Source organism: Streptomyces sp. NPDC091281 (genome assembly GCF_044757425.1).
GTDB lineage: Bacteria > Actinomycetota > Actinomycetes > Streptomycetales > Streptomycetaceae > Streptomyces.
This window is the reverse complement of the sequence record NZ_JBIVUY010000009.1, coordinates 208,717-221,410: the sequence shown is the minus strand read 5'-3', so window position 1 is coordinate 221,410 and position 12,694 is coordinate 208,717. Positions and strand designations below refer to the sequence as shown.

The window sequence follows — 12,694 nt, the reverse complement described above, 5'->3', positions numbered from 1 at the left end:
GTGCCGTTCTGCGGTCGCGGGGCGCGGTCACGATCGGGGTGCGCGGTCCGCGGGGCTACGGGGTGTCGGCCGCGCGGTAGCAGGCGTCGACGACGGCCAGGGCGCGGTGGGCCTCGCGCAGGGACCGTTCGGTGGGGTCGGGGCGGGTCAGGGCCTCGGGGAGGGCGTCGAGGTGGAGGTCGTACTCGTCGCCGATGCCGACCGGGGGCAGCGGCACCGTCCGCTCCCCGTCGCGTCGGCGCAGGGTCAGGGTCGGTTCGGTGACCCGGTGGCTGGTGAAACCGAAGGTGGTGACGAGTTCGGCGGTGCCCTCGGTGCCGTGCAGGACGATGCGGGTGCGGTCGACGGTCTCGTACGACGCCCACGCGAACCGCAGGTGGAGGCCGTACCGTTCGGTGGCGAGCAGGGCGGTGAGCTGGTCCTCGACGTCGGCGTCCGGGCGGGCCGGGGTGCCGCCGCTCTGCCACGCGGCGCCCCAGCCGCCGCGGGTGAGGAAGTCCGCGGAGGCGACGGCGGTGGCGGAGCGGATCGGGGCGGCGCCCCAGATCTGGTGCAGGACGTCGACGAGGTGCCAGCCGAGGTCGACGAGGACCCCGCCGCCCGCGGTCGCGCGGCGGGCGAACCAGTCCCCGGCGGGCACGCCGCGGGAACGCGTCCAGCTCAGTTCGGCGAGCCGCGGGGTGCCGAGGGCGCCGTCGGCGACGAGCCGGGCCAGGGCGCCGACGTCGGCGCGGTGGCGGGCGGCGGTGGACAGCAGCAGCCGTCCGCCGCCCGCGCGGGCCGCCTCGGCGAGGCGGGCCAGGTCGTCGGCGCCGGTCGCGGTCGGCTTCTCCAGGAAGACGTCTTGGCCGCGGCGGAGGAAGCCGCCCGCGACGGCCTCGTGGGTGTGGTTGGGGGTGAGGACGAAGACGAGGTCCGCCTCCCCCGGCCCGATGTCCTGCGGGGTGGCGCAGAGCCGGGCGCCCGCGATGAGGGACCCGGCCCGCTCGACGGCCTCGGGGCGCGGGTCGGCGACGGCGACGACCGTCATGTCCGGATGCTTGACGAGCCGGGGCAGCCACACCTCGCGGGCGACCCAGCCGAGTCCGACGACGGCGATCCTCATCGGGCGGGCCGCCGCTTCCCGGCGACGGCCGCCAGTACCTTCGCCACGGCCTCGGCCACGTCGGCGCAGTCGGCGTCGGTGCCGAGCAGCACCCGGTGGTGCAGCCACAGGCCGCGGGCGCCGAGGTGTTCGCTGACCGGGTTGCGTTCGGCGAGTTCGGCGGCGTCCGGGAGCGCCTTGCCGAGCAGCGCGGCGTGCGCGGCGGTGCGGTAGACCGGCGGGTAGTTGACGAAGGCGGGGATGCCTTCGGCGACGAGGGCGCGGACCACGAGGTCGCGGTCGACGTCGGGGTGGGCCTCGGGGTCGAGGGCGGCCATGGCCATGTAGTGCGGGTGGACCTCGCACTCGGGGTCGCGGCCCTGCGGGATCACGCCGGGGATCTCGCGGAGCGCGGCGGCGAGGGTGGTCCAGCGGGCCTCGCGGCGCTCGGTCTGCGCGGTGAGGCGGCCCAGTTGGACGCGGAGCACGGCGGCGGCGAACTCCGTCATCCGGTAGTTGGAGGAGGGGCTGCGGTGCTCGTAGTCGAGGTCGCCGAGGGGGCGTCCGCAGCTGTGCCGGGCGAAGGCGTCGTCGAAGCCGTCCGCCGAGGGCAGGAGCAGCGCCCCGCCCTCCCCGGCCGTCATGAGTTTGCCGTTCTGGAAGCTGAACGCGGCGAGGGTGCCGAAGTCGCCGATACGGCGGCCGGAGCGGACCGCGCCGTGGGCGTGGGCGGCGTCCTGGAAGACGGTGACGCCGTGCCGGTCGGCCCAGGCGCCGATGGCGTCGAGGTCGGCGACGTGTCCGGCCATGTGGACGGGGACGACGACGCGGGTGCGTTCGGTGCGGACGGCGTCCAGGGCGGCGGGGTCGAGGCAGTACGTCACCGGGTCGACGTCGGCGGGAACGGGGACGCCACCGGCGCGCTGGACGGCGATGGAGGTGGAGATGAAGGTGAACGCGGGGACGACGACCTCGTCGCCGGGTTGCAGGCCGAGGATCTCCAGGCCGAGTTCCAGCGCGTGGGTGCCGTTGGTGACGGCGAGCACGGGCCCGCCGTGGTGGGCGCCGAACTCGGCCTCGAAGGAGGTGACTTCGCTGCCGCCGACGCGCCACCACTGGCCCTGGTCGACGGCGCGGACGAGGGCCTCGCGTTCGGCGTCGTCGTGGTGGGGCCAGGCCGGGAAGTCGTGACGGCGCACCGGGGTGCCGCCGTCGAGTGCCAGTACCACTGTGGTGCCTCTCAGTCGGTGGTGGGCGCGCCGCTCGGCGGCAGGGTGGCGAGGGCGTCGGGGGTGTGGCCGACGACGTAGTCCTCCATGACGAGCCAGTCGAGCCTGCTGCCGCCGTAGAACTCCAGGGCCTGCGCGGGGGTCTCGACGATGGGCTGACCGTTGTCGTTGAAGGAGGTGTTGAGGACGACGGGGACGCCGGTGAGGTCGTGGAAGCGGGCGATGAGCCGGTGGTAGGCGCCGTTGTCGGCGGCGGTGACCGTCTGCACGCGGGCGGTGCCGTCGACGTGCACGACGGCGGGGATGCTCGCCCGCCGCTCGGGCAGCACGGGCGCGACGAGCAGCATGTACGGCGACTCGACGGCGAGGTCGAACCAGTCGGGGGCGTGCTCGCGCAGGACGGCGGGGGCGAAGGGCCGGAACGGTTCGCGGTGTTTGACGCGGTCGTTGATGATGTCCTTCATCTCGGCGCGGCGCGGGTCGGCGAGGATGCTGCGGTGGCCGAGGGCGCGGGGCCCGAACTCGGCGCCGCCGGTGAACCAGCCCACGAGCTGTCCGTCGGCGAGGAGTTCGGCGGCGAGGTGGGCGGGGTCGGCGACCCGGCGGTGGGGCAGGCCGGAGGCGTCGAGGGCGGCGCGGACGGTGGCGTCGGGGTAGGTGCGGCCGAGGTAGGCGTGGCGCTGGGCGGTGCGGGCGGGCTGTTCGCGGGGTTGTCCGGCGAGGACGTGGTGGCCGTAGAAGGCGGTGCCGACGGCGCAGCCGCCGTCGCCCGCGGCGGGCTGCACGAAGACGTTCTCGAAGGGGGTCTCGCGCAACAACCTGCCGTTCGCTACGCAGTTGAGGGCGACCCCGCCCGCCAGGCACAGGTCGGTGAGGCCGGTCTGCGCGTGCAGGTGGCGCGCGACGTGCAGGAGGGTGGTCTCCAGGGTGTCCTGGGCGGCGTACGCGAGGTCGGCGGCGTGGGTGCGGCGGTCCTCGCCGTCCAGGCCGTCGAGGGCGTGCTCGATGACGTCGAGGAGGCCGCCGTCCTTGAGGTGGAGTTCGTAGCGGCCGTCGGGCAGGAGGGTGAGGTGTTCCAGGAACTCCTTGCGGTAGCGGGGTGTGCCGTAGGGGGCGAGGCCCATCGTCTTGCCGTCCTCGGAGAGGTACCAGTGGCGTCCCTGGTACTCGTCCTCGTACAGCACGAAGCCGAGGGCGCGGCTGACCGCCTTGTACATGTAGCCGAGGGAGTGGTCGCTGTCGCCCGCCTGGTGGACGCGCAGGGCGCTGAGGCCGTCGGTGGACCAGTTGGTGCCGAGCACCTTGGTCAGTTCGGTGATCTCCGTGCCCTCGCCGACGGCCGTGGTGAGGGTCTCCACCCCTTGGTCGTCGATGAGGCTGCCCGCGCCGTCGACGACGAGGATCGCGGCCCGTTCGAAGGGCGAGGGGTAGAACGCCGAGGCGGCGTGCGCCATGTGATGGCGTATCAGGTGGATGCGCTTGCGGAAGGGGAACCAGGCGGGGGCGAGGAGGGTGTCGTCGGCGACGACGACATCGATGTCCGCGGCGCGGGCTCCCACCATGTCCAGGCAGTACCGCCAGGACTGGTTGAACAGGGAGTTCACGCCGACCGCGTACTTGACCCGGCGCACCCGCTCCTCCTCGATCCCGGCGGCGATCACGCCGTCGGCGACGAGACAGGCGGCGAAGTCGTGGTTGGACCCGCCGAGCCCCAGCGTCAGCATCCCAGTACTCCCCTTCGTCCGGCTCCCCGGTGGTCGGTGCCTGTGGTCCGTCGGTGTGTGTTTCCCTCGGTGCCCGCGGTTCCTCGGTGTCGGTGGTCGGTCGGTGCGTGCGGCGGGGCGGGTCGGTGCCCGTGGCCGGTCGGTGCTCGTGGCCGGTCGGTGGGTGGGGCGGGGTGGTCAGGTGCGGACGGCCCGGATCAGCCGGTTGAGGCCGTCGTCGCCCGTCGCCGCGGGTGGCCGCAGGACGCTGACGTCCAGGCCCGCGCCCTCCAGGAAGGCGCACAGGTCGGCCACTCTGCCGCCCACGTCCTGCACGTCGACGAGCACGGTCCGCAGCAGCGGCCGGAGCCGCTCGTCGATCCCGCGGAGGATCTCCAGCTCCGCGCCGACCGCGTCGATCTTCAGCAGGTCCACCGGCCGTCGCGGGTCGAGACGGCGGGAGAGCCGCTCCACACGGACGGTGACCTCCCGGCCCCGGAACATGCGTTCCACGACCCGGGGCGGGAAGCTGCGCCCCAGCAGCTCCTTCAACCGGCCCTGGTCCTGCGGGTACAGCGTGGAGCTGCTGGGCAGCAGCGGGTAGTAGCGGAAGGGCACCGCCTCCGACTCCTCGGCGCCGAGGGCGACTTCGTGCGTCTCCACGCCGTCGAGGCCGAACGCGGCCGTGTTGGCGCGCAGCGCGGCCACCAGCTCGGGCAGCGGCTCGAACGCCGACACCCGCGCCCGAGGACGCTGTTGCTTCACGTACAGCGTGAAGAGCCCGATGTTCGCGCCGACGTCCACGACGAAGGGCTCCTCGGGGAGTGCGACGCCCGCGTAGGTGCCGCTCTCGAAGATCTCCCGGTAGAGGAAACGCGCGTCGAGCGCGCTGACGGCGTGGACGTGGACACCGTCCGCGACTTCGGTGCGTCCGGAGGGCATTCAGCCGAGGCGGTCGACGACGTAGCCGGCGAGGCGGTCCTCCGAGGTGAGGGTCTCCTCGGTGAGGTCCTCGTCCTCGAACGTCACCCCGAACCGCTCCTCCAGCAGGAGCAGGAACTCCAGGGCGTCGAGTGAGGTGAAACCATAGGCCTCGAGAAAGTTGGGGCTGTTCTCATTCACCGTACGTCCACTCGAAGCGGCGAACTCCTTCGCGATCTGGTGAATCTCCTGGAGTACTTCGTCACGGTTCACAGAGGGGGCCTTTCCCTTGTTCGGACCGCTCACAATCTAGTGCGCGCGACCGGAAGCTGTCCATGGCACAGATCGTTCAAATGCCCTTTCCCACAGGTCAGTTGGCGTCCCCCAGCATCCGTCGGAGCCACCGCCTTTGATGCTGGAGCGCCACTTCGTTACGACCGAAGAGAAAATGGGTATTGGCACCCGACGACAATGCGGACTGGACGTCGAATCCCGTGCGGTAGTCCTCTTCCTCGACACCCCGGAGCACGAGTGCGCTGAACTGCGCCGTGTAGCGTCTGTCCGTCTCGGTCATCGGCACGGACCGGGTGATGACGGTCTGCTCGGTGCGGCTGCGGTCGTGACCCGGCCCCGGCATGATCCGGGAGACCACCCCGTGCCCCTCCCAGGTGCCCGCGATCGACACGTTGGGGAACACGGTGTAGACGGTGCCGCAGTGGGGACCGGGGTCCCAGTCCCGCTCCGGCAGGTCGCGCAGGGTCCGCAGCGACTTGGCCGGGTAGAGGATGCGCTGGTGGGGCCCGAAGGCGTCCACCACCATCAGGTTGGACGTGGAGGTCGGGGCGAAGGTCGTCCGGTGCAGTGCCTGGATGTGGTAGCTCTCCAGATAACCGTCGTAGGCCACTTTCCAGCCGGGCCCGTCGAGTTCACGCTGCTCGTACACATGCCACTTGTCGAGTTCGAGCCGTTCCAGTTCGTCGGCGTAGTCGCCGAGCCAGCCGTCCAGGTCGAGCGGCTGTCCGGGGGTGAGGCACACCCACACGAAGCCGTGCGCCTCGGTCGCGGGGAGCGGTCGCAGGCCGAGGCCGTCGGGGTCGACCTCGCCGAACGTGCCCGGCTTGTGGACGGCGACCAGGGCGCCCGTGTCGTCGTAGACCCAGGCGTGGTACGGGCAGCGGAACCGGTGCCGGGTGCCGGTGCCCGCGGGGCACACCTGCGCGCCCCGGTGGCGGCAGACGTTGAGGAAGGCGCGGACGGCGCCGTCCCGGCCGCGGGTGAGCAGCACCGGGGTGCCCAGCGCGTCGAACGCCTTGTAGGCGCCCGCGGCGGGGAGTTCGGCGGAGAGGGCCAGCGCGAGCGGGACGCGCCGGAAGACCGTCTCGACCTCGCGTCGCCAGCGTTCCGGGTCCAGGTACTCGGCCACGGGGACGGGCATCACGTCGTCGGCCTGGTCGGTGGTCCCGGCCTCCAGGTGGGCCAGGGCCCGCCGGGCGAGTGCCACGGCCTGCGCGTGGTCGATCATGGCGTCGGTCCCCCCTCGGGCGGTGCGCCGGCGGTCAGTCCGAAGAAGTCGCGGTACAGGGCGACCTGGCTGTCGAGGACGGGCCCGCCGGGGACGACCGGCCGTCCGGCGGCGGCCGCGGCGCGCAGCAGGGCGGTCTCCGCCGGTTTCATCACGAGGTCGGCGACGGTGCCGTGCGGGGGCAGCCGGTCCGGGGCGAACGGCAGCGGGTCGCCGGGGCGCATGCCGAGGGGGGAGGCGTTGACGGCGAGGTCGACGCGGGCCAGGGCCTCGTCGGTGCCTTCCCGCGCCCACCCGGGCCGCAGTTCGGTCAGCCGCGTCAGGAGGTCCTCCCGGTGCGTGGCGTCGGGGTCGAACAGGTGCAGCCGGCGGACGCCGGAGGTCAGCAGCGCGCACGCCAGCGCGCGTCCCGCTCCCCCGGCGCCGAAGAGGGCGACCTCGGCGTCGGCGAAGTCGTGGCCGTGGGCGCGCAGGGCGTGGACGAAGCCCGCGCCGTCGAAGTTGTCGGCCCGCCAGGTCCCGTCCGGGTTCCGGCGCAGGGCGTTGGCGCTCCCGGCGAGGCGGGCGGCCGGGGCCAGTTCGTCGGCGTACCGGCAGACCTCGATCTTGTGCGGGACGGTGACAAGGACGCCGTCGAGGTTGCGCAGGGCGCGCAGTCCGCGCAGCACCGTGGCGAGGTCGGCGGGCGTGACGTGCAGGGGGACGAGGACGGCGTCCGTGCCGGTGCGGGCGAAGAGCGCGTTGAGCAGGCCCGGCGCGCGGACCTGGGCCACGGGGTCGCCGAGGACGGCGTAGAGGCGGGTGGTGCCCGAGATCCCGGGGCCGGGGCGGGGGGCGGGGTCGGTGCCGGGGCCGGTCACGCGGTGCCTCCGGCGGGGGCGGGGTGACCGTGGCGGGCGGCGGTGGCGGTGGCCTCGTCGGGAGCGGGAGCATGGGCCGGGGTGGGACTCTCGTCCGGGGCGGGTGTCTCGTCGGGGGCCGGGCCGGTGGGCAGGTCGGCGAGGACCTCGGCGACGACGGCCTCGTCGACGTCGGCGAGGGCGGGACCGCCGGGGCCGTCCAGGACGAAGGTGAGGTCGCGACCGGGACGGGTGCCCTTCTTGTCGCGCCGCATCAGCTCCACGAGGGCGGAGGGCGCGACGTCCTCGGGTAACCAGTCGGGCAGGCCGAAGCTCCGCACCATCTCGCGGTGCAGCGCGACGCGTGGGGCGTCGATCCGGCCGAGGCGTCCGGCGAGGAGGCCCGCGAAGACGGTGCCGACGGCGACCGCCTCACCGTGCCGCCAGGTGTAGTCGGTGGCGCGTTCCACGGCGTGGCCCAGCGTGTGGCCGTAGTTGAGGATGTGCCGCGGTCCCCGGTCGCGTTCGTCGCGGGCGACGATCGAGGCCTTGAGGCGGACGCTCGCCAGGATCTGCTCGACCAGCGGACGGCCGCGCAGGTCACCGGCGCCGATGAACGCGGCGCGGGCGATCTCGCCGTAGCCGCTGAGGAGTTCGCGGTGGGGCAGGGTGTGCAGGAAGTCGGTGTCGCACAGGACGGCGGCGGGCTGCCAGTAGGCGCCGACGAGGTTCTTGCCCTCGGGCAGGTTGACCGCGGTCTTGCCGCCGACGCTCGCGTCGACCTGGGCGAGCAGGGTGGTGGGCAGGTGCACGACGGGGATGCCGCGGTGGTGGAGGGAGGCGGCCAGGCCGACGGTGTCGGTGGTGGTGCCGCCGCCGCAGGCGACGACGGCGTCGGTCCGGATGAGTCCGGCGGCGACGAAGGCCCGGCAGTACGTCTCCACGTTCGCCAGCGACTTGGCGTGCTCCCCGTCGGTGACCGGCAGGACGGTGTGGGGCACGCCCGGGTCGGGGAGGCGGTCGGCGGCCAGGGCGGCCGGAGCGGCCACCACGACGACCCGGGACACGCCGAGTCCGGCGAGGACGCGGGGCAGCAGACGGCGTACGCCGGAGCCTATGTGCACGGTGTACGCGTGCTTCTCCAGGGCGACGTCGACACGATGACCCACTTCATCCGTGGTGTCGCCATCCATCCTTATTCGGATTTCGCTCATGCCTTCCGTGCCCCCGTGCTTCCGCGGCTACGGCCGGGAGCATGCTAGCTCACGGTCCGGGATACCGGTCAGGTCCCGACAGCGGCTCTTCCGGATTTCATTCCGCCGCAATAATCAGTGCCCGCGACCGTGTCAAGTAGTCGCCCTAGGCAGGAGATTGACGGGCGGTTAGGGTTGACCGCACGGGAAGCCGACTGCCGAAGACGGGGATTTCATGCGTCTGAAGGACACGTTTCGTGCTGCACTCACCTCCTCGTTGCCCGAGGGCGGACGCTTGCCGTTCCTCATGAACGACATGGTGATCGAGGAGCAGTTGTGCCAAATGCGCTGCTCCTATTGCCTGACCGAGGAGTACAACCTCCTCATGAACGTGCCGGACGCCCGGTTACGGCTCACCACCGACCGGCGGCAGGACTGGCACGAGATCCTCGACCTGTACCACGCGCAGGTCGACGCGCCGATCCTGCGGCTGTCCGGCGGTGAGTTCTTCTGGCTGAAGGGCTCCACGGAGTTCGTCGAGGAGGCCAGCCGCCGGTACGAGACGGTCCAGGTCATCACCAACGGCGTCTTCCTCACCGAACGGCGCATCGCCGCGCTCGCCGCGCTCGGCAACGTCCAGCTGAACATCTCGCTGGACGGCCACACCCTGGAGCTGAACCGGCACCGGCTGCCCCCGAAGCAGGCCAAGCTCCACGACGTCATCATGCGGGCGCTGAGCGCGGCGGCGGAGGCGGGGCTGCGCGTCGACATCCAGTCCGTGCTGACGGACGCCAACTACGCGGGCCAGTTGGAGTTCGCGGAGTACCTGCGCGACCAGGTCGCCGGGAGCACCACCCTGTACTTCTTCCCGGTGCGCGGCGAGACCGCCGAGCGGATGGGTCCCCCGCCCGGCGACCACCTGGTGCCGCTGGTCGAGCGCTACGACGAGTTCGCCGAGGTGCTGCCGCCGCGCGCCTACGTCGCGCACATGGCCGACCAACTGCGTTCCAACGTCCGCACGTTGGGCTGCTTCGTGACGGCCACCATGGCCCAGCTGTTCGGGCAGGGGGACGTCTCCGCCTGCCCGCACGCCTGGGTGAAGCCCATGGGCAACCTCGCGGAGAACCGCACCCTCCTCCTCGACCAGTACGCCAGCCACCAGCACTACGACCTCTTCATGCACGACCGGCCGCGTTTCTCCTTCTGCAAGACCTGCGCCACCCCGTCCGACGTGATCAACCTGTACTTCCTGGACCGGATCACCGAGGAGGAGATCGGTGCGACGCACCTCTACTCGGGCGAGCGGTCCCGTGCCCGCCTCAGGGAGCTGAAGGCCGCCTTCCGGCCCGCTCTTCCCGGCGACGCCCCGGCGGGCACGGGTGGTCAGAGCGCCGGCTCCCGGTCGACGACGGCCAGGGCGTAGAGCCCGGCGATCAGTTCCTGGACCTCCAGGGCCTGGGCCGGTCCCGCGGTGCGGCCGGTGGGCCGCCCCGCGGTCGCGTCCAGGAAGCCGCGGATCGCCGCGAGTTCGGGCCGCCGGTCCTCGGCGGTGACGGTGCCCGCGGGGCCGCGGACCTCGCCGCGCCGCAGGTCCAGCACCGCGCTCCCGCCGCTCGCGCCGGTCGCCTCGACGCTCAGCCCCAGCACCCGGCTGCGGCGGTCGATCCGCACCCGGGCCGGTCCGGCCGCGAACTCCAGCTCCGCGACGACCCGTTCCTCCACGCCCGGCGCGTCGACCCGGCAGGCCAGCGGGCGGGCGGCGCCGAACAGCGTGACGAGCAGGTCCAGGGCGTGGGCGCCGAGGTCCACCAGCGCGCCCCCGCCCGCCCGTGCGGCGTCGCCGTACCAGTCGGTCACCGGCCGCCACAGGCGCTGCCCGGCGGTGGTGAACGTCAGGCTGATCTCCAAGGGCCCGGCGGGCAGCGCGGCACGGAAGGCGGGGAGCAACTCGTGGAAGCGGTACGGCAGGTTGACCGCGAGCCGCTCGTCGGCGCCCGGCGACTCGGCGAGGCGGCGGGCCTCGTCCGGGTCGGCGGCGAGCGGCTTCTCGCACAGGACGCGGGCACCGGCGGCGAGGGCGGCCGACACGGGTGCGGCGTGGGCGTCGTTGGGTGTGCACACGGCCACCGCGTCGGGTCTGCCGACGGTGAGGAACTCCGCCAGCGAGGACGTGATCAGGACGCCGTCGGCGGCGGCGCCGAGCAGGCCGCGCGCGCTGTCGGGGTCGGTGTCGCAGACCGCGACCAGCCGGTGGTCCGGGTCCTCGGTGACGACGGGCAGGTGGTAGCGCTGGAAGACCCGGCCGCAGCCGACGACGCCGTATCTGGGGCTCATCCGGCCGCTCCCGCCGCGAGGAGGGCCTCGGCGCCGCAGATGCGTTCCACGCGGTCACCGAACTCCGCGAAGGACTCGCCGAGATGCTCGGTGTCGTACTCGGCGACCAGGTCCCGCAGATCGGCGGTGAGCCGGGCGGCGAGGTCCGGCGGGTCGCTCTCGGCGAGGACCAGCCCGTAGTTCATGAACGCGAGGAACAGTTCGGGCAGGCCGTTGCGCCAGGCCCGCAGGCGGCTGAGCAGGCCGCGCGGGTTGTAGGGGCCGCCGCGGAGTCTGCGCGCGCCGAGGGCGATCTTCTGCGCGACGAACGGCAGGACGTTCTCCTTGCGGTCGCTGATCTCCTCGCCGACCTCGCTCCAGGCCGCCCAGAGCGCCTCGACCCGCGGGTCGGGCACCCGGTAGTCGCGGCGCGCGGTGCGCAGGATCTCGTAGGCGTCGCCCTCCAGGCCCTCGATGTCGGCGAGCGGCAGCGGGTCCTCGATGCGGTCGTACATCTCGGTGCCGCGCAGGGCGATGGCCCGGTTGATGAGGAAGAACGGGTTGTCGGCCTCGTGGATGCGGGCGGCGACGATGAACTCCAGGTTCTCCCAGAGTTCCGCGAGCGAGGTCTTGGGCTCGATCATGATCCAGCCGGGGTCGAGGCCGAGGCCCTTGCGTTTGAACATGCGGGCCGCGTCGAGGTTGTAGGCGACGGTGGTGCCCTTCTTGAACCGGCGGAGCATCGCCGGTGAGCCCGACTCGATGCCGAGCAGCGCCGAGGAGAGCCCGGCCCGGTGCAGCAGGTCGAGGGCCTCGTGGTCGATGAGCCCCGAGTCGACCCGGAACTCGCAGTGGAACTGGAACTTCAGGCCGCGGGACAGGACGGTCTCGGCGAACTCGACGGCGTGCGCGAAGCCGTCGCCGAAGGCGCCGCCGAAGTTGTCGTCGTTGAACCAGATGAAGCGGGTGCCGAACTCCCGCTGGAGGTGGGCGATCTCGTCGACGACGTCGGCGGGCGGCCGCATCCGCCAGAACCCGTCGACCACGCCGGGCTGGCGGGGGGCGTAGCAGAAGGTGCACTTGGCGTGGCAGCCGCGGCTGGTGAAGGTGGACGCGACCGGGGTGGCGATGCCCGCCGCGCGGTGGTACTCCAGGACGTCGCGGGCGGGCCACACGAGGGTGCCGAGGTCGGGCAGGACGGGCATGCCGCTGCCGCGCACCCGGTCGCCGTCGCGGTAGAAGACGCCGGGGGTGCGCCGCCAGTCCTCGCCCAAGGTCAGCCGGTCCATGAGGCCGACGACGGTCAACTCGCCCTCGCCGAAGGTGACGCAGTCCGCCTCGGGGACCTGTTCCGCGATCAGCCGGGCGTTGTAGGTGCAGAAGGCGCCGCCGATGGCGATGAACACGTCGGGGTCGGCGGTGCGGGCGCAGCGGATGAGCCGGATGGCGTCGATGATGTGCAGGTCGTACATGATGCTGATGCCGACGAACCGCGGGCGTTCGCGGCGGATGAGGTCCACGATGGCCTCGTCGGAGGGTGCCCGGCCGTGCAGGTTCAGGGACTTGACGGTGTATCCGGCGTTCCGTAAGTAGCCGGTGATGCAGGCGAGGCCGAGGTTCTCGCGGACCTTCTCGTAGAAGATCCGCAGGGCGGGGTCGAGTTGGACGTACTCCTCGTCGGTGACGGTCACGTTCTGGTTGTTGAGACTCGTGGCCCCGGTGGTGATCTCACGCGGGGTCAGCAGCACGACGTCCGACATCTCTCCTTGCCCTTCTCCGTCGTTCACGAGCGGACGAGCCGGGTGGTCCGCCGTTCGGTGCGGGTCTGTGGTGCGGGTCTGAAGTGCGGTGGGGGTCTGAAGTGCGGTGGGGGTCCGCGGTGCGGTCCGA

General features: G+C 72.6%; 11 protein-coding genes. 1 reads left to right on the top strand and 10 read right to left on the bottom strand.

Translation table 11 applies throughout. From position 1 onward, the window contains the following. Positions 1–55: 55 nt before the first annotated feature. The 8 genes from ACIQPQ_RS23990 to ACIQPQ_RS23955 all read right to left on the bottom strand — a co-directional run bounded on the left by ACIQPQ_RS23990 (position 56) and on the right by ACIQPQ_RS23955 (position 8,491). On the bottom strand, positions 56–1,105 hold the full coding sequence (locus ACIQPQ_RS23990) for a Gfo/Idh/MocA family protein (RefSeq protein WP_401306877.1): 1,050 nt from the start codon (positions 1,103–1,105) through the stop codon (positions 56–58). After that, positions 1,102–2,313, bottom strand: coding sequence for a DegT/DnrJ/EryC1/StrS family aminotransferase (locus ACIQPQ_RS23985; RefSeq protein WP_401306874.1), 1,212 nt, complete (start codon positions 2,311–2,313; stop codon positions 1,102–1,104). The genes ACIQPQ_RS23990 and ACIQPQ_RS23985 overlap by 4 nt, the downstream gene beginning before the upstream one ends. Positions 2,314–2,324: 11 nt before the next feature. After that, positions 2,325–4,037 carry a carbamoyltransferase gene (locus ACIQPQ_RS23980; protein WP_401306872.1) on the bottom strand — a complete coding sequence of 571 codons (1,713 nt, stop codon included), beginning with the start codon at positions 4,035–4,037 and terminating at the stop codon, positions 2,325–2,327. A 177-nt stretch (positions 4,038–4,214) separates the two neighbouring features. Beyond that, positions 4,215–4,958, bottom strand: coding sequence for an FkbM family methyltransferase (locus ACIQPQ_RS23975; RefSeq protein ID WP_401306871.1), 744 nt, complete (start codon positions 4,956–4,958; stop codon positions 4,215–4,217). Further along, complete coding sequence (locus ACIQPQ_RS23970) at positions 4,959–5,138, bottom strand: phosphopantetheine-binding protein (protein WP_383777130.1); 180 nt, start codon at positions 5,136–5,138, stop codon at positions 4,959–4,961. A gap of 169 nt (positions 5,139–5,307) precedes the next feature. Next, entirely contained in the window at positions 5,308–6,459 is a 1,152-nt protein-coding gene (locus tag ACIQPQ_RS23965) for an SRPBCC family protein (RefSeq protein WP_401306866.1), read from the bottom strand. After that, positions 6,456–7,319 (bottom strand): shikimate dehydrogenase family protein, encoded by an 864-nt coding sequence (locus ACIQPQ_RS23960; RefSeq protein ID WP_401306863.1) that lies wholly within the window; start codon positions 7,317–7,319, stop codon positions 6,456–6,458. Before ACIQPQ_RS23960 ends, ACIQPQ_RS23965 begins: the two co-directional genes overlap by 4 nt. Continuing rightward, positions 7,316–8,491, bottom strand: a complete 1,176-nt coding sequence (locus ACIQPQ_RS23955; RefSeq protein ID WP_401306860.1) for a 3-dehydroquinate synthase family protein — start codon at positions 8,489–8,491, stop codon at positions 7,316–7,318. Before ACIQPQ_RS23955 ends, ACIQPQ_RS23960 begins: the two co-directional genes overlap by 4 nt. A gap of 307 nt (positions 8,492–8,798) precedes the next feature. Between ACIQPQ_RS23955 and ACIQPQ_RS23950 the strand changes: the two genes are divergently transcribed. After that, on the top strand, positions 8,799–9,914 hold the full coding sequence (locus tag ACIQPQ_RS23950) for a radical SAM protein (RefSeq protein WP_401306857.1): 1,116 nt from the start codon (positions 8,799–8,801) through the stop codon (positions 9,912–9,914). Here ACIQPQ_RS23950 and ACIQPQ_RS23945 read toward each other — a convergent pair. Both ACIQPQ_RS23945 and ACIQPQ_RS23940 read right to left on the bottom strand, forming a co-directional pair. After that, a complete protein-coding gene (locus ACIQPQ_RS23945) occupies positions 9,875–10,825 on the bottom strand; it encodes a Gfo/Idh/MocA family protein (RefSeq protein WP_401306854.1) in 951 nt (316 codons plus the stop codon). The genes ACIQPQ_RS23950 and ACIQPQ_RS23945 overlap by 40 nt on opposite strands. Continuing rightward, positions 10,822–12,564, bottom strand: coding sequence for a B12-binding domain-containing radical SAM protein (locus tag ACIQPQ_RS23940; protein ID WP_401306851.1), 1,743 nt, complete (start codon positions 12,562–12,564; stop codon positions 10,822–10,824). Before ACIQPQ_RS23940 ends, ACIQPQ_RS23945 begins: the two co-directional genes overlap by 4 nt. Between the last annotated feature and the right edge of the window lie 130 nt (positions 12,565–12,694).

Coding starts and splice junctions, on each gene's coding strand:
- ACIQPQ_RS23990 (WP_401306877.1), bottom strand. CDS start 1,105: ATGAGGATCGCCGTCGTCGGACTCGGCTGGGTCGCCCGCGAGGTGTGG.
- ACIQPQ_RS23980 (WP_401306872.1), bottom strand. CDS start 4,037: ATGCTGACGCTGGGGCTCGGCGGGTCCAACCACGACTTCGCCGCCTGT.
- ACIQPQ_RS23975 (WP_401306871.1), bottom strand. CDS start 4,958: ATGCCCTCCGGACGCACCGAAGTCGCGGACGGTGTCCACGTCCACGCC.
- ACIQPQ_RS23965 (WP_401306866.1), bottom strand. CDS start 6,459: ATGATCGACCACGCGCAGGCCGTGGCACTCGCCCGGCGGGCCCTGGCC.
- ACIQPQ_RS23955 (WP_401306860.1), bottom strand. CDS start 8,491: ATGGATGGCGACACCACGGATGAAGTGGGTCATCGTGTCGACGTCGCC.
- ACIQPQ_RS23950 (WP_401306857.1), top strand. CDS start 8,799: ATGAACGACATGGTGATCGAGGAGCAGTTGTGCCAAATGCGCTGCTCC.
- ACIQPQ_RS23945 (WP_401306854.1), bottom strand. CDS start 10,825: ATGAGCCCCAGATACGGCGTCGTCGGCTGCGGCCGGGTCTTCCAGCGC.
- ACIQPQ_RS23940 (WP_401306851.1), bottom strand. CDS start 12,564: ATGTCGGACGTCGTGCTGCTGACCCCGCGTGAGATCACCACCGGGGCC.